The organism is Thermogemmatispora onikobensis (genome assembly GCF_001748285.1).
In the GTDB taxonomy this organism is placed as follows: domain Bacteria; phylum Chloroflexota; class Ktedonobacteria; order Ktedonobacterales; family Ktedonobacteraceae; genus Thermogemmatispora; species Thermogemmatispora onikobensis.
In genome coordinates, this window is record NZ_BDGT01000010.1 from 41,604 (window position 1) to 58,135 (window position 16,532).

The window sequence follows — 16,532 nt, forward strand, 5'->3', positions numbered from 1 at the left end:
AGGAGTGCAGGTTATGGCAAAAACGATCTGGGTCCTGGTCGAAATCGAGGATGGCCGGCCAGCTCGCTCGTCTCTTGAGGTGCTCAGTAAGGCCGCCCATCTGGGTCGCGCCGAGGCGATTGTACTCGGCTCCGCCGCCGCGACGGTGGCCCCCTCCCTGGGTGAGTTTGGCGCCGAAAAGGTCTACGTCCACGCCGATCCTACTTACGATACCTACCTGACGCTCCCCGCTGTCGATACCATCAGCGATTTGCTGCAGCGGCAGCAGCCCGATCTTCTGCTCTTCCCCACCACCTACGATGTCCGCGATATCGCTGCTCGCCTGAGCGCCCGCCACAATCTGGGCCTGATCACGGATGCTACCGACCTCCGCTACGAGGGCGAGCGCCTGGAGGTGACGGTCCCCTGGGGCGGAGAGAACGTCGTGGTCGCCACCCATCCTTATCAGGGAACGGGAATCGTGCTGACGCGCCCGAAAGCTTTCTCGGTGGAGCGTTTCGAGGGCCGTCAGGCTGAGATCGAGCAGCTCTCGGTGACGCTGCGGCCCGAGTCGCAGCAGATGAAGATCCTCGACCGCGTCGAGGTCCAGAGCGAAGGCCCCGCCCTGGAGGATGCCAGCATTATTGTGAGTGGAGGCCGCGGTCTGGGGAAGGCCGAGAATTACCACCTGGTCGAGGAGCTGGCGGCAGTGCTCGGCGGAGCGCCGGGCGCGACACGAGCTATCGTCGATGCCGGCTGGCTTCCCTACAGCTATCAGATCGGACAGACTGGCAAGACGGTCAAGCCAACCCTCTATATTGCTTGCGGCATTAGCGGCGCGATCCAGCATCTGGCTGGCATGAAAGGCTCGAAGTATATCATCGCCATCAATAAGGATGAGCACGCGCCGATCTTCTCAGTGGCCGATTTGGGCATCGTCGGCGATGTGCTGACGATCCTGCCCCAGCTGACCGAGGAAGTGAAGCGGCGTAAAGCCCAGCTCTAGCGCGCTTACGCTCGCTCGTTCTCGCTGACGCACAAGCAGGCAAGAAGCAGCATACTACTGCGGTGGGGCACGGCTGCCGCTGCAAAGCAGCAAGCAGGCAGATAGGCAGGGCGACGGGGCCCCGCCGCCTTTAAGGGAGGTTGTCATGGCACCCCCTGCCATTTCTCCAACCGGTGGGTGGATCGGGACGACTATCTTTGTGGTAATTTTCCTGGCGGCGCTGACAGTTTTCGGCCTGCGCGCCGGGCAGCTGGTGACGCTGCTGGCTAAGGCTCGCCGCGAGGATCGCACCGATCATCTGGAGGAGCGCATCGGCGATTTCCTGCTGGTGGTGCTCGGTCAGAGCGGCGTCCTGCGCGATCCAATCCCCGGCCTGGCACACTTTTTTACCTTCTGGGGCTTTATCATTATTCAGTTCGGGCTGCTGAATCTGATCCTGGGAGCTTTTAACGGCTCGCTCCCGCTGATCGGCCACGATCATACGTTTGCAGCCTTGCTCGACCTCTTTGTGCTTTTCGTGCTGGTCTCGCTGATTGTCTTCGCGATCCGGCGCGGTATCGTGCGTCCCCGACAGTTATCGAGCCGCCTGCACGGCCCGTGGGACGGCTTTATTATCCTGGGCCTCATTTTCCTGGTCCTGCTGACCCTGGCCCTGGTTGAGACCTTCGGCTTTGCCGCCAGCCACGGCGAGGAGTGGTCTCTGATCGGTTCCTGGCTTGGCCCCTCCTTCTATGGCCTGGGCACGGCCACCAACGTGGTCCTCTACCGCGTCTTCTGGTGGGCCCACATCCTGACGGTGCTGGGCTTCCTGGTCTATCTACCGGGATCGAAGCATTTGCATCTGATGGCGACGCCCTTCAATGTCTTCTTCCGTAACTATGGTCCCCGCGGCGCGCTGCCGCTGTTGGAGAACCTGGAGGAGCGCGAGGACTACGGGGTCTCTAAGGCAGAGCAGTTTACCTGGAAGCAGCTACTGGATGGCTACGCCTGTACGGAGTGCGGTCGCTGCAATACGGTCTGCCCGGCTACGAATACCGGTAAGCCGCTGCTGCCCAAGGAGATTATCCTGGGCGTCAAGGAGTCGCTGCTCGACCGCCGTCATGAGATCGTGGGTGAGCCGAATCTTTTCCAGAAGCTGCCGCTGGCCGATGTGCGCGGCGGCAACGGCCATGAGGAGATTCAGCCGCTCGTGGGCGGGGTGATCAGTAAAGAGGCACTCTGGGCCTGCACTACCTGCGGCGCCTGTATGGAGATCTGCCCGGTTTCGATCGAGCATGTGCCCAAGATCGTGGATATGCGGCGCTCTCTGGTGATGGAGGAGAGCGATTTCCCTCCCGAGGTGACGTCGCTGTTCAACAATATCGAGCGCAATGGCAATCCGTGGGAGATCAGTAACGATCGCCGCGCGGAGTGGGCCGCGGGCCTGGGTGTGCCGCTGATGGCGGAAAACCCCGATGCCGAGGTGCTCTATTGGGTCGGCTGCATGGGGTCTTTCGATCAGCGGAACCGGAAGGTGGCGACAGCGCTGGTGAAGATTCTGAAGGCCGCCGGGGTGAATTTCGCTATCCTCGGCCCCGAGGAGTCCTGCACGGGCGACCCGGCTCGCCGCATCGGCAATGAGTACCTCTGGCAGATGATGGCCCAGCAGAATATTGAGGTGCTCAATAGCTACGGCTTTAATACCGCTCAGACGGAGACCGAGACCGCCCACAATGGCCACGGCCATAACGGCCAGACCGCCCGCCCACGGACTATCATTACGGCTTGCCCGCACTGCTTCAATACGATTAAGAATGAGTATCCACAGCTCGGCGGCCACTATGAGGTGATCCACCATAGTGTTTTCATCGATCGCTTGATCAAGGAGGGCCGCCTGCAGCTCCCCACCGGCTTCGATCAGCGTAAGCTGACCTACCACGACCCTTGCTATGTTGGCCGCTATAATGGGGTCTACGATGAGCCGCGCCGCGTGTTGACGGTGCTCAATAGCAACGGGGTCACGGAGATGCGCCGCAACCGCAATAAGAGTTTCTGCTGCGGCGGCGGCGGCGGTCGCGCCTGGATGGAGGAGCGCCTCGGTAAGCGGGTCAATCAGACGCGCGTCAATGAGGCTCTGGAGACAGAGGCCGAGGTGCTGGCAGCGGCTTGCCCGTTCTGTATTATGATGTTTGAGGATGGCGTGAAGGGCGTGGAGGCGGAGGAGCGCCTCCAGGTCGAGGATATCGCGGAGATCGTGGCCCGCGCCCTGGAGGAGGCCGCTACACCTGCCCCGGCTCGCACCGGTCAGTAGCTCCCGTCTCTGCCCCGTTCAGTCCCTTTCATTCTCTCTCCTCCATTGTCTCTCCTTGAGGCGCCCCGGTTAACTGCACTGGGGCGCTTTCTTCTCTCTCTAGAGACACTGTTAGAGCTGTGTTAGAAGATTGTCAGAAAACCGTTATATGACTTGACATTTTTTGTGAGATGGACTATACTATGGTCGGACGAATGAAAGAGCGGGTGCCGGCGGACGCTGGAGGCGGTTGCCAGGGCGGTGACTGGGCTGAGCTGGCGCCTATCCATCCGGCTCCGCCCGGCAGGTGAGGTGACGGTCAATGGGTTGGGTTAGTCGTGGTGGGAGGTTGCGGGCTTCTTCTTCTCAGAAAGAGACGGATGTGGGTCAGTACGGAGGTGTGAGCAATGACAACACTGCTACCGTTTGATCCTTTCCGCGAGGCGCTGAGCCTGCGCAAGGCGATTGATCAGCTCTTTGAGCAGAGCTTCGTTCGTACTGGTTGGCCGCTGGTGGGTCGCCAGAGTCCAGTTGCGCAGCTGGATGCTTACGAGACGGAGCAGGGGTATCGGGTGCGCATGCTGGTTCCCGGCGTGAAGCCGGAGGAGCTGGATGTGAGTATTCAGCAGAATACGTTGACGCTCAAGGGCCAGCTGCCGGCCTTTGTTGGCCCCGATGAGCAGGTGCACTGGCTGGCTCAGGAGATTACGCCTGGCCACTTTGAGCGTAGCTTGACGTTCCCGAAACCCATCGATGCCGATCACGTGGAGTGTACTTACGAACACGGCGTGCTGACACTCTGGCTGCCTGTTAGGGAGGAGAATCGTCCGAAGCACATCAGTGTACGCAGCGGCTCCGATCAGCCGCTGACGGTTGAGTCAAGCCTCGCCCGGTGATCGCTCGCTCATTCATCAGCTGAGATAGCGGCAGGCAGGGGCCGCTCCAAGCAAGGAGCGCCGCCCCTGTCCTCCGGCGCGTGGCTTGAGCGGCCCCCGCTTTATCGGGCGCTGTCCTTGTCTGGTCTGGTCTGGCCTGGCTGACGAACGGCTTTCGCCAGGCTGTCTCTCTCACTCGTTTCCTTGTTTTGTCCATCGTCTCTCAATGAGCTTTGCTCGTTAGCACTCTGCTTCCTTGACAGAGAGTGTGTCTGGTCTGATCTGACATCTCTTTCTTCTGGATGTCTAAGGAAAGGAGGAGAGGACCATGAACGCGCTTCTTGCCACCGGTCTCTTGCTGTTGCGTCTGACACTTGGTCTCATCATTATGGCTCATGGTGCTCAGAAGCTGTTCGGTCTGTTCGGCGGTCATGGCCTGCGTGGCACGCAGGAGATGATGAGCAGGCTGGGCCTGCAGCCGGCTCCGTTCTGGGCCTGGGTCGTGGCCCTGGGCGAGTTCGGCGGCGGTTTGCTGGTAGCACTGGGCCTGCTGACGCCTCTGGCGGTCTTGCTCCCAATGGGTTCGATGCTGGTGGCCATCGCCAGGGTGCACTGGGCTAAGGGCTTCTGGAACAGCCAGGGCGGCTTTGAGTTCAATCTGACCCTGCTGATGATGGGCGTCGTACTCGGCCTGACGGGCGCCGGTAGCTTCTCGCTGGACCAGCTGCTCACTTTCGCTCCGCCTCAGCCGCTGACCTTCTTGATCGGACTGGTGGTTCTGATCGCGCTGCTGCTGATCCTGATCCCGCTGGGCAATCTGCTGGCCCGGCGTTCGCAGGAGCCAGCCCAGGGCGCTATCCAGCCCTGATCAGCACAGACGGGAAATCCGCGAGTCTCGGGGAGACTGCCGGGCAGGGATCTTCCTCCTACCACCTCCTGCCCGGCACAGGTTTTTTTGGGCAGAAGAATGGGGACCTCACCACCTCAACAGCGGAGTTCTGGCTAGCTAGCTCGCTAGCGAGGCTCCCTGTTCGTGTGCTGTGCTGCGCTACGGAGCGGACCGTACCAGCGATTCCACCCAGGTTCGCTGCTGACTTACTCCTGGCGCTCGGAAGCCGTGGGTTGCAGCGGCGCGCTGGTGAGACCCGTCAGCTGTGGACCTTTATCGGCCCGTACCAGTGAGCAGGCTATGGCCAGCACACAGATCAGGGCCGAAGCCAGAAAGGCGTGATCCATCGCGGCGGTAAAAGCCTGGGCAATGGCGGGCGCCAGATGCCCGACAGTGCCCAAAAAGACGCTGGCCACCAGGGCTGGCGGCATGGAGACAGCAGCGACGTCCAGGGCGACGGCGAAGCTGAAGATCATACCTACGTTGCGCAGGGTGTTGAGGGTGGCAGAGGCAACGCTCAGATGGCTGCGCGGGGCCGCACTCATGGCGGTGCTGGTGTTCGGCGACCAGAAGAAGGAGCCGCCGATGCCCATCAAAGCCAGAATGAGAGCCAGTTGCCAGTAGGGCGTGGTCGGCGTCAGCAGTCCCAACAGCACCAGGGCGAGCGCCTGGATAGCCAGGCCGATGGTGGCCGGTATGGCCCCACCGATCCGATCAGCCCAACGCCCCCCAAGCGGCCCCACCAAGGAAATGAAGAGAGGCAGCGGGAGAATGAGCAAGGCCGCTACCAGCGGCGAGTAGCCACGCACACCCTGCAGATAGAAGATGACGAGAAAGTTGACCGCGAAGACGGCTAGCGATTGGAGCATGGCCGCTAGAACCGAGAATGCGTAGACGCGGTTGCTGAATAGCTGCAGGTTCAGCATGGGAGAGGCATAGTGACGCTCGCGCCAGAGGAAGGCGAGTAGAGCTATCAGGCCAATGAGAAGGAGAGCCACAATGAGCGGCGAGCGCCAGCCAACGCTGATGCCTTCCAGAAGGCCAAAGAGGAGACCCACCAGACCGATGCAGAAGAGCAGGGCTCCAAGGATGTCGAAAGGCTCGCGTCGCTGACGCGGAGCAATCTCGTGCAGGAGAAAATAAGCGGCGAGCATCGCTATCAGACCAACGGGCAGATTGACCAGGAAGATCCAGCGCCAGCTGGCAAGCGAGAGGATGAGACCACCAAGGACAGGACCAAGCACACTGCCAGCCCCCCAGGTAATGGAGTTGAAGCCCATCGCTGTGCCACGCTCGCCCGGCGGAAAGACTTCGGTGATGATGGCCATCGCATTGGCGTTGAGCATGGCCCCCCCAGCTCCCTGGAGAACCCGGGCCGCAATCAGAAAGAGATCGTTGGGAGCCAGACCGCAGAGGACAGAGCCAATGGTGAAGACCAGAAAGCCCAGATTATAGAGGCGGACGCGGCCAAACATGTCCGCCATTCTGCCAAAGGAGAGCAGCAGCACGGTGCTGATCAGCAAATAGCTGGTAATCACCCAGGTCATACGCACCAGGTCAGAATGAAGGTCCTGCAACATGGCCGGCAGGGCAAGAATAACGATGGTCGAGTCAATGGCAACCATTAAGGAGCCAAGGGTGACAACCGAGAGCGCGATCCATTTGTATTGCAACTTTTTCATGACGCTGTGCCCATCTCTCATCAGGTCTGCCAATCAGACACCGGCGGGCCTTCAAGGACAGTCCAGCCGCAGATCGTGCCTGATGCTCCTGACTGCTGGCTCGATGAGCATGACTTGCTGGCGGCGGCTTTGCCCACTGTGCTGTGCTGCCCGCCCGATGCCGGGCCGGGTGCTGCGAAGGAGCGTCAGATTGCCATTGTCCATTGGACGGCGCCCCTCCTACCCACCTTCTTCATGATAGCACAAAGCCATCGAAGATGATCGATCATATCACTCGGTATGAAGCTATTTGCTCGTATCACACCTTTTATCTGCAAACCCGAGCGCCTCTCCGATGATGAAGTGCTAGAGCTGCTGCGCGTGCCGTGCAGTACAGGGTTCTGGTTCCGCCTTTCACCAGGAGAGGCGCAGCCCTGAACCAGGCTTCTGCTGTGGCAGCCGCGCCTCTCGCTGCTGGATAAAAGCAGGCACTGATTGCTCTCTGTTGCTAGCCTCAGCTAGGCTGAAGCTCGCGTCAGCAACTCGCGCGCAATCACCAGGCGCTGAATCTGATTGGTTCCCTCATAGATCTGGGTGATCTTGGCGTCGCGGAGCATTCGCTCTGCCGGATACTCCTTCATGTACCCATAGCCGCCCAGGATCTGGATAGCGTCGCTGGTCACCTCCATCGCGATATCCGAGGCGAACATCTTGGCCATCGACGAGTACATCGTAAAGCGCTCCTCGCCACGATCGATCATCTCCGCCACATTGTAGACCAGCAAGCGTGCTGCCTCGACCTTCGTGGCCATGTCGGCCAGCATAAACTGAATGCCCTGGTTCTCAGCAATCGGGCGTCCGAACTGTACCCGCTGCCTGGAATAGGAGACAGCCAGATCCAGCGCCCCCTGAGCGATGCCTACCGCCTGGGCCCCAATGCCGGGCCGCGTGCGATCCAGGGTGCGCATGGCAATGTGGAAGCCATCGCCCTCGCGCCCAATCAGGTTCTCTGCTGGCACCTCACAATCATTAAAGATCAGCTCTGCCGTCTGCGAGCCCTTGATCCCCATTTTATCTTCCACGCGCCCCACGGCGAAGCCTGGAAAATCCCGTTCTACAATGAAAGCGCTGATGCCGCGCGTCCCCGCCTGCGGATCAGTCAGGGCAAAGACCGTGTTGACCTGAGCCAGGCCGCCATTCGTGATGAAGCGCTTCGAGCCATTGAGTATGTAGCGGTCCCCTTTGCGCACCGCGACAGTGCGCATCGCCGCCGCATCCGAGCCAGAGCCGGCCTCGGTCAGACCGAAGGCCGCCAGCCACTCGCCGCGCGCCAGCGGTGGTACATACTTGCGTTTCTGCTCCTCGCTGCCGGCCAGCAGAATCGGCATGGCTCCCAGCTGCTGCACTGCCAGCAGCAGGCCCGTTGTGGCACAGCAGCGCGACAGCTCTTCAATAGCGCGCACCACCGCCAGCTTCGTCGAGCCGAGACCACCGTACTCCACGGGGAAGGGCATAGCGTAGATATCCTGCTGCGCCAACAGCTCTTTCATATCCCAGGGGAATTCCCCCGTGCGATCTATCTCCGCCGCGCGCGGCGCCACACGCTCGGTTGCAATTTCGCGAATAGCCGCAATCAGCTCCTCTTCTTCGGGAGAGAGATGAGAAACCGCCATAGACGACGCTCCTTTGCTGGATATCGACTAGAGACAAAGAAAGCACAGGACACAACCATTGTGTTTTGGAATATACCACAGAGAGGCCGCCCCCATGCCAGGTGGACAGACTCCCGCTCCCGTTGAAGAGTGAGCGAGCAGGCGCTGCCCCTTTCTGTGTAACAGACAGGGACTCAGCCCTCACGGCGCGCCCGCTGCTGTAGCTCGTAGAGCTTGCTGATGGCCTCGATCGGCGTCAGGCTCTCGATATCCAGGGTCTTCAGCTCCTCAAGGATTGGATGCGGCTCAGCGGCGAAGAGCGTCATCTGCCAGCCCAAGGGCATGGTCATATCCTTCATGGCCTTGCGTCGCGCCTGGGCCTCGCCCTTGCGCTCCAACTCGGCCAGGATCTCCTGGGCCCGATGGATGACCGGGCGTGGAATGCCGGCCAGCTCTGCCACATGCACCCCATAGCTGCGATCGGCCCCACCCGGGACAATCTTGCGCAGAAAGACGATGCGGCCCTCCTCCTCACTCACGGCCACATTAAAGCAGCGAATGCGTGGCAGGACGCGCGCCACCTCCACCAGCTCGTGATAGTGCGTGGCGAAGAGCGTCCGCGCCCCACAGCGCTTATTGTTATGCAGATACTCGACGACCGCCCGCGCGATGGCCAGGCCATCGTAGGTGCTGGTGCCGCGTCCGATCTCATCGAGAATTACCAGACTACGCGGGGTGGCATGGTGCAAAATATTGGCCGTCTCCACCATCTCGACCATAAAGGTACTCTGGCCTGTCGCCAGGTCGTCCTGAGCCCCGATGCGCGTAAAGATACGATCCACAATGCCAATAGTGGCCGTCTGGGCCGGCACATAGCTGCCGATCTGGGCCATGAGCGTAATCAGAGCCACCTGGCGCAGGTAGGTGGATTTTCCGGCCATATTTGGCCCGGTGATAATAAGAATCTGGGCCTCGTGATTCGAGAGCTCTGCATCGTTGGGGACAAAGGGCACGTCCGGCTGAGCCTGCTCAACGACCGGGTGGCGCCCGGCGATGATGCGAATGGTATCGCCGTCGTTTAACTCGGGACGACAATAGTTATTGCGCGCCGCCACTTCGGCCAGACTGAGATAAACGTCGATCTCGGCCAGGGCGTGGGCTGTGGCCAGCACCCGCTCAGCGCCTTGCGCGGCGATCTCCGCCCGGATCTGGGCGAACAGCTCGCTCTCCAGCTTGTTGATGCGCTCACGCGCATTGAGGATGGTCGCCTCGTACTCCTTCAGCTCCGGCGTCACAAAACGCTCGCTGTTGGTCAGGGTCTGACGCCGCTGGTAGTCGGCAGGCACGCGCTGCTTATGAGCATTGGAGACTTCGATGAAATAGCCGGTGTTTTTGTTATACCCTACCTTGAGGGAGCTGATGCCCGTTCGAGCGCGCTCGCGCTGCTCCAGACGCTCTAACCAGCGCTGTCCGTCCTGAGAGATCGCGCGCAACTGATCAAGCTCTTCGCTGAAGCCAGGCCGAATGATCCCCCCCTCGGAGATGCTGGCCGGAGGCTCCGCTACAATGGCGCGCTCAATGAGCGTGATGACATCTTCGGTATCAGCCAGTCGCTGCAGTAAGGTCGCTAGCGAGGGCATCGAGTGCAGCGCTGCCGCTCCCTCTTCATCGGCGGCAGCCAGATCGGCGCGAATCTCCGACGCCCCTCGCAGGCTGCTCGCCAGAGCGATAAGGTCGCGCGGGCCAGCGATGCGCTGGCGTACACGATTGATCAGGCGCTCAACATCGCCGATCTTCTTGAGAATCTCGCCCAGGCGCGCCCGCAGCAGTGGGGCCGCCAATAGCTCCGCGATTACTTCCTGGCGCTGGCGCAGCGCGGCGAGATCCAGCAGCGGCTGACCGAGCCAGCGGCGCAACAGGCGCCCACCCATCGGGGTGCGCGTGCGGTCGAGTACCCAGAGCAGCGAGCCTTTGAGGGTGCCGCTGCGGCCACTCTCGAAGAGTTCCAGGTTGCGCCGCGTGTGGGGATCAAGAGTCATAAAATGAGCGGTCGAGTAGGTCTCCAGGGCGGTGAGTTGGGGCACGATCTCCTTCTGCGTCTCTTGGACGTAGGCCAGAACAGCCCCAGCGGCGCGGATGGCCAGCGGCAGCCTTTCGCAGCCAAAGCCCTCTAGAGAGACGACGCCAAAGTGAGTCTGCAGGCGATGACGCGCATCGGCCTCACTGAAGAAGCGTGCATCGTAGGGGGTGACATGGCCGGCCAGCCCTTTAAAGAGTCGCGCCAGCGGAGCAAACTCCTCGTCGTCATCCTCCTCCAGCTCGTCCTGCTCACCCAACAGGGCCGCCGCACCGTCGGGATCACCATTGCTGCCAAGGCGGGGAACCGGCTTTTCACTCATCACTGCTGCCAGCCAGCGCCGCTTGCGATTGCTTTGCTGCCCATAGTGGGCCTCCACCAGGACCTCCGCCGGCGCGATGCGCGCCATCTCTTGCTGCAAGGTCAGCTCCGGCTCGCTGGTCGCAATCTGCGTCGCGGCGAATTCGCCCGTGGTGATATCCACATAGGCTACTCCAACGGCGTTGCGCCCCATAACCGCCGCCGCCAGAAAGTTATTGCGCTTGGCTGCCAGCATGGCCGGCTCAACCACGGTTCCCGGTGTTACAATGCGCGTCACCTCGCGCTCTACCAGCCCCCGCGAGAGGGCAGGGTCGCTGACTTGCTCGCAGACAGCCACCCGGTAGCCCTTGCTCACCAGGCGAGCAATGTAGCTGTCGGCGGCCTGATGCGGCACTCCAGCCATCGGAGCCTTCTCTCCACGGCCAAAGTCGCGCCGCGTCAGGGCAATCTCCAGCTCTCGGGCCACGATCTCGGCATCCTCATCAAACATCTCATAGAAGTCGCCCATACGGAAAAAGAGGATGGTGTCGGGATAGCGCTCCTTGATGGCGAGATATTGAGACCGGATCGGACTATGGTTGCTCTGCTGCTCTCTCTCGTACTCCTCAAATAGCACGGTTCACCTCTCCCAGAGACTCTTGGCGTGATGCTTAGTTTACCCCGAATCCGCCGCTTTGTAAAAGCGTTCTAGCCATCCTGCTGCTCATGAGCACGCCTAGCTGTTCAGTCCTACCCGGTTGCCAGTACGATCAGCTTTTGCATATACTTTGAACATCCCCGTGTGGGTTGGAGGAACTACGTCGCGAGGCCCGGCTCTTCCTGGCGCGGCCCTTCCTCCTATCTCGCTCGCAAGGTAAGCTCGTGCATGAGCGTCAAGATGCCGGCTATATGTAACCATGAGCACGCATCGATAGATCTGCTGTTGAACGGTGCACCATGATGACTGCAAACGGGTCTCCATTGAGCGACGTCGAGCTGTCACTCTTCTCCTGGCACCTCCACATTCCTCTCCCGCTGGGAGTGCTGCTTTTGCTTTCGTTCCTCTTGGGCGCACTGGTCTTCTATGTAATCGCAGTTCTGGCCTCGCTCAGGGACCGGCGAGAGCTGGAGCAACTGCGCAAGCGTGTGGCCGAACTTGAGCGAGAGAAGGCAGCAGCTCTGCAGGCGGCGCGCATTCCTTCCGGGCCGCTCCCGCAGATGCCACCGGTTGTGCCAATGCCCGGTATCCCAGGTATGCCCGGTCCCGGCACACTTCCTGGCCACCACCCTGGCCCTCCTGCCGGTTATCCGCCTGGAGCCTATTAAGGCGAGGGCTGCTCCACCTCGCCTCGCTGGTCCGAGGGAGGGAGATCCTGCTCTCCCCTCTCCAGGTGTAGGTGAGACGGTTTCTCTCGCCCGACGTTTGGCCAGTAGTCAGTGGCCAGGGCCAATTCAATTACCAGGATTGGACTGAGCAAGCTCCGCTCCGTGAACCGCCACTATAACAAACAAAAGGACGGGCTTCCGCTTCCCGTCCCCTGGGGTCTTTTCTCCTCTCCTGCTCTGCTCTGCCCCGCCTCCTCGGTCCGGCTGTTTGACAGGGAAGGACAGCGCACAAGATGCCAGCTGCTCAATCAAGTTCGACACTATGCCGGCCAAAAATGCGCTGCCAGAAACGCAGCTCTGCCGCTGTATCTTCCTCCCCTTCCTCTATGCCAACCGTTTCGTTGGGATCATCCTCCCCTTCATCCTTCTTCACGGTCTCGGGCCTGGCCTGCATCTGCTCCTCCGCCTGCGGCGGCTCCGGCTCCTCCAGGTCAGCCAGGGCCGCCGCCCTGGTCTCGTCAGCCGCCGCCGCGCTGCCCTCGACCTCCACCTCGGCAGCAACCTCCGATAGCTCTGGCTCCTCCCCATTGCTTTCGCATCCTGGCTCAACAGCGACCTCATCTGCTGGGTCAGACCGGTCTGCTGCCTCCCCCGCAGACCGATCCTCTCCCTCGGGCCAGATCACTTCCTCTCTCACAGAGGCCCCTTCGGGAGAACCAGCAGCGCTAAACTCATAGAATGCCCCCGCCAGAGCGTGGTCTGTCTCTTGCTCAACCGAGGGCCTCTCTCTCTTCTCCGCGCCCTCTTCGTTGGTCAGATCGTGGTTTTCGTCGGAGGCCGTTGTTGCCCCATCGACAGCGCTACCGACATACTCACGCATGGCCGGCTCGGCCAGAGAAGAGGGGAGCTGCTCTAGCGGGGCCTCACTGAGAGACGTCTCAGACATCTCGCTCTCGACGGTGCTCTCCCGCGTCTCCACTTCCGGCGCGGCCTCTTCCTGCCCACCTGGCCCCTCTGCTGTCGCGGCTCCGCCCGCCAGTCCGGCCTCTGTCGCCAGGAAGATCTCTTCTTCAGAAAGGGGAACCACCTCCGCTGGAGTCGCCTGCTCGGACGTTGAAGGCTCCACTACCGGAGCTTCAGCGCCGTCGACTACCACCACCTCCGCAGGCACGATTGCAGGCAGACTCCCTGCAGTGGCCTCTTCGGAGAGCAGACGGCGCAGGAACTCGTCTTCGCTTAGCCCATTGTCAAGATCCCCTTCTTCACTCTCCGCCAGGGTCCTGCTCCCCGTCCCAGCCTGAGTGGCAGTCTCCGCCGCCAGCAGCGTCCCCTCCTCGATCGAATCGAGCCAGTCATAGGCTCCCTCCAGAGCATGCTCACACCAGCGCGTATAATCGCCGTCAAAGAGGCCCAGCCGCTGACAGGTCTCAAGCCGACGAAACATGGCCTGCAACCATTCCTCGCCACGTTCGCAGAGACGATCGAGCAGGACGACATCGCTGACCCCCCACGCGCGCAGGGTCGTCAGGAGGTTTAACACTCCCTCCGGGGGCTGAAGCTGACGCAGGCGCTCGGCGTTCTGCTCAATCTGCTGACGCAGGGCCTGGATCTCCGCCTGCAAGACGGCCAGACGCTGCTCGGCTAACCAGAGCTGATAGCCAGCATAGAACTCCTCGATGTCGCGCCGGCTCAGGCGGCTGTAGAGATGCAGCAACTGCTCGCTGTTGTTCATCTTGGTATCCTCAAGCAGAGCACGGGGCCAGTCAGTTGGCAGGAGCCTTCACTCCTGGGCCGGGCCCTCTCCCAAAGCGGAGGAGTGGGACGAAGATGGCGAGGGGGAAATGCGCCCCCAGCGCTCCAACCAGCGCTGTACCAGGCGATTGGTGCGTATCCGCTCTTCATCGATGGGACCAGGGCGCCGATCTTTACCCGAGGAGACGGTCAGACGATGAAGCCACTCAGGCAGCTCAAGTTCCTGCAACTTCACTGGCCATCCCAGCTGAGCCAGGCTCTCCTGATGAGGAGCAGAAAGCCCACCACCACGCTGCTCTGGGCCTGCAGCAGGCAACGGTGCCTGCGTAGGGGCAGGAGCAGGGACAGGAGCAGGAGCAGGGGTAGGGGCAGGAGCAGGGCCAAGGCTTCCAGTGACCTCGCTCGTGTGATGCCTTGGCCAGGCTCTCGCACCACTAGAGGAGGGCGGCGGCGAGGGCGGCGAGAGATTCACACGCGCCTGCTGACCCTGCTGCTGCCCTTCCTCCTCTAGCGCGCTCAGCAGAAGACGCACGAGCTGATTCTCTGGCCGCGGCTGCACTCGCTCTAACTGGCCGAGCCGCTCTAGCAAAGCGGCTCGCTCAGCTTCCAGCGCCTCCAGTTTCCGTCTCAGGCTCTGGTCTGTCTCCTGACAGAGTAGCCATTGCTGGTACTGGCCCATCGTACTTGCTCTGCTCACAGCAGTCGCTTGAATGGCACGCGGCTCCCTTCTGCCAAAGTATACCATGCCTGGTCCCCACGAACAAGCGGCACTTTACACGAGACCGTATACTATGTTTAGGTATTTATACCTAGCGATAGGTAAAAATACTGGTACTGGTCCTTGCCCAACAGGACCAGGGCGTGGATAGTCCACAGACCACGGCGGGGGTACCTTTCCAGATGACATATCCAGCAACTCCTCTAGCTCAAGGCTATACAAAAAAAGAATCAGGGATGACGGAGCCTTCTTCAGGATCGCGACCCGTCTTCTTTGCACTGCTGCTAGGGATGGCCCTGATGGCCCTTGGCCTCATCCTTCCCCTGCGCGCGCTCTACTTCTACCAGGCATTTCCCGGCTCGTGGGTAGAACATTGGCTTCTTCTGCCAACGCGCCTGCTTTTCCCCCACCAGCCACCTGTCTCGCCGCGCCATCCCCTGGACGCTCAGGCCCTGCACAATGCTCCGCTCAACTGGCACGACCTGCTCCTGTTCTGGGGAGGTTTGGCGCTGGTCTGCCTGCTCTATCTGCTAGCCCTCCGCGCCTTGCCTCCCTTGATCTCCTACCGCTTTATCCTCTTATCAACGGCTTTCCTCGGTTTCATTTTAGTATTATATCCTGCTCTGACTTCACAAGACGTTTTCTCCTACATTACCTATGCCCGCATAGGCGTAATTTACCATCTCAATCCCCTGACCACCCTCCCCGTTGCCATCTCTGAGGACCCCATCTATCAATACATCTTTTGGACCACTCAACCCTCGGCCTACGGCCCGACCTGGATCGCCTGCACCAGCCTGCTCCAGTGGCTGGCACTACAGCTGCACCACAGCAGCGTCTGGAGCATGGTGCTGCTCCTACGCCTTTTCGGCCTGGCCATGCACCTTGGGGCCACCATTCTTCTGTGGAGCGGCAGCAGCCTGGCGCTTGCGCCGCAGGAGAGCGCCTCTCCGCGCCTTCGCCTGGCCCGTCTCACCGCCACCCTGGCCCTGGCCTGGAATCCTCTCCTTCTTCTGGAAGCCTGTGTCAACGCTCACAACGATGCCACCATTCTCTTCCTGATCATGCTAGCCTGCTGGCTCCTTCTCCGCTGGCAACGCCGCCAGCAAGTGCCCTGGCTGCTGGCGGCCACTCTGGCCCTGGCCCTGGCGGCCTGTCTCAAAATCACCTTCATCGTCATCTTCCCCGGGCTGCTCCTCTTCCTTCTGGCACAGGAGGAGCGGCGCCCTCTCTGGCTGCGCCTGCGTCTACCAGCGGCCATGCTCCTCACGTATGTGAGCTGTATCGTGCTGCTCTATTGGCCATTCTGGCACCACGGCGCCGTGCTGCGCCTCTTCCGGGTCAACCCCAGTGCCTCGATGGCCCGTAATACACTATATGAATTTTTAGTTCATCTTTACGCGACCATTGTCCATATCCGCTTGATCCAGATGAATCCAAATACGGGGTCCCTTCCGGAGAGTGTGGCCCACACGATCGCCAGTTTGCTCTTTATACTCACCTACGCTGGTCTCTGCCTCCACGCCTTACGGCGGCCTGCCTCCATCCGTTCCCTCTCCGCGCTCTTCGGCTGGATGGCCCTGGCCTGGCTTCTCTTCTGCAGTGTTGGCTCTACCTGGTTCTGGCCGTGGTATCTGGTAAGCTGGGTTGGCCTGAGCCTGCTTGCGCTGGTGAGTGGCAAGGGCCGGCCAGCCCTGCTGCGCTCGCGGGCTTTTGCGGTTACTGCGGCCTTCACCGCCTTCTGCATGCTTTCAATCTATGCTGGCTATGTCTGGGGGATGGAGCGCACCGGGCTTCCCTTCTTACCCGGCTTACAAATCAGCTGGCTGCGCGGCCTATGGGGCTGGTCCTTCCTGCTGCTGGTCATTCCGTTGGTACTGACTCAGCGCCGGCGCCAGCAGACCTGGTCAACGCTGGCAGAGCAGCCGCTGCCGCTGGTGAGCCACGGACAAGGGAGCGACAGGCAACAGCGGGGACGTCTGCCAGTCTCCTGAGTTCCAGGCCCGGACGCCGGTGCGCCATCTGTAC

The 16,532-nt window shown here is 61.1% G+C and carries 12 protein-coding genes; 6 read left to right on the forward strand and 6 right to left on the reverse strand.

What is annotated here, in order from left to right; translation table 11 throughout:
• The first annotated feature begins 13 nt into the window (after positions 1-13).
• From BGC09_RS06515 to BGC09_RS06530, 4 genes are all read left to right on the forward strand, one after another.
• Entirely contained in the window at positions 14-985 is a 972-nt protein-coding gene (locus tag BGC09_RS06515) for an electron transfer flavoprotein subunit alpha/FixB family protein (protein ID WP_069803084.1), read from the forward strand.
• 145 nt (positions 986-1,130) lie between these two features.
• Positions 1,131-3,275, forward strand: coding sequence for a (Fe-S)-binding protein (locus BGC09_RS06520; RefSeq protein ID WP_069803085.1), 2,145 nt, complete (start codon positions 1,131-1,133; stop codon positions 3,273-3,275).
• A gap of 386 nt (positions 3,276-3,661) precedes the next feature.
• On the forward strand, positions 3,662-4,150 hold the full coding sequence (locus BGC09_RS06525; protein WP_069803086.1) for an Hsp20/alpha crystallin family protein: 489 nt from the start codon (positions 3,662-3,664) through the stop codon (positions 4,148-4,150).
• Between the two features lie 307 nt (positions 4,151-4,457).
• Positions 4,458-4,997, forward strand: a complete 540-nt coding sequence (locus BGC09_RS06530) for a DoxX family protein (RefSeq protein WP_069803087.1) — start codon at positions 4,458-4,460, stop codon at positions 4,995-4,997.
• Between the two features lie 227 nt (positions 4,998-5,224).
• On the opposite strand, the gene BGC09_RS06535 is transcribed toward BGC09_RS06530, so the two are convergent.
• From BGC09_RS06535 to mutS, 4 genes are all read right to left on the reverse strand, one after another.
• Positions 5,225-6,700, reverse strand: coding sequence for an MFS transporter (locus BGC09_RS06535; protein ID WP_176728857.1), 1,476 nt, complete (start codon positions 6,698-6,700; stop codon positions 5,225-5,227).
• A 51-nt stretch (positions 6,701-6,751) separates the two neighbouring features.
• Positions 6,752-6,904, reverse strand: a complete 153-nt coding sequence (locus BGC09_RS22790; protein WP_176728858.1) for a hypothetical protein — start codon at positions 6,902-6,904, stop codon at positions 6,752-6,754.
• Between the two features lie 293 nt (positions 6,905-7,197).
• On the reverse strand, positions 7,198-8,352 hold the full coding sequence (locus BGC09_RS06540) for an acyl-CoA dehydrogenase (RefSeq protein ID WP_069803088.1): 1,155 nt from the start codon (positions 8,350-8,352) through the stop codon (positions 7,198-7,200).
• 173 nt (positions 8,353-8,525) lie between these two features.
• Positions 8,526-11,345 (reverse strand): DNA mismatch repair protein MutS, encoded by a 2,820-nt coding sequence (mutS, locus tag BGC09_RS06545; RefSeq protein ID WP_069803089.1) that lies wholly within the window; start codon positions 11,343-11,345, stop codon positions 8,526-8,528.
• A gap of 320 nt (positions 11,346-11,665) precedes the next feature.
• Between mutS and BGC09_RS06550 the strand changes: the two genes are divergently transcribed.
• On the forward strand, positions 11,666-12,034 hold the full coding sequence (locus tag BGC09_RS06550) for a lipopolysaccharide assembly protein LapA domain-containing protein (RefSeq protein ID WP_084658033.1): 369 nt from the start codon (positions 11,666-11,668) through the stop codon (positions 12,032-12,034).
• Between the two features lie 304 nt (positions 12,035-12,338).
• Here the strand turns inward: BGC09_RS06550 and BGC09_RS06555 are convergent, their stop codons facing one another.
• The gene (locus BGC09_RS06555; RefSeq protein ID WP_069803091.1) at positions 12,339-13,766 is read right to left on the reverse strand and encodes a hypothetical protein; all 1,428 of its coding nucleotides are present in this window, start codon (positions 13,764-13,766) and stop codon (positions 12,339-12,341) included.
• Between the two features lie 48 nt (positions 13,767-13,814).
• On the reverse strand, positions 13,815-14,465 hold the full coding sequence (locus BGC09_RS06560) for a hypothetical protein (protein WP_069803092.1): 651 nt from the start codon (positions 14,463-14,465) through the stop codon (positions 13,815-13,817).
• A gap of 275 nt (positions 14,466-14,740) precedes the next feature.
• On the opposite strand from BGC09_RS06560, the gene BGC09_RS06565 reads away from it, so the two are divergent.
• Positions 14,741-16,498 (forward strand): MptA/MptB family glycosyltransferase, encoded by a 1,758-nt coding sequence (locus tag BGC09_RS06565; protein WP_069803093.1) that lies wholly within the window; start codon positions 14,741-14,743, stop codon positions 16,496-16,498.
• The last annotated feature ends 34 nt before the right edge of the window (positions 16,499-16,532 follow it).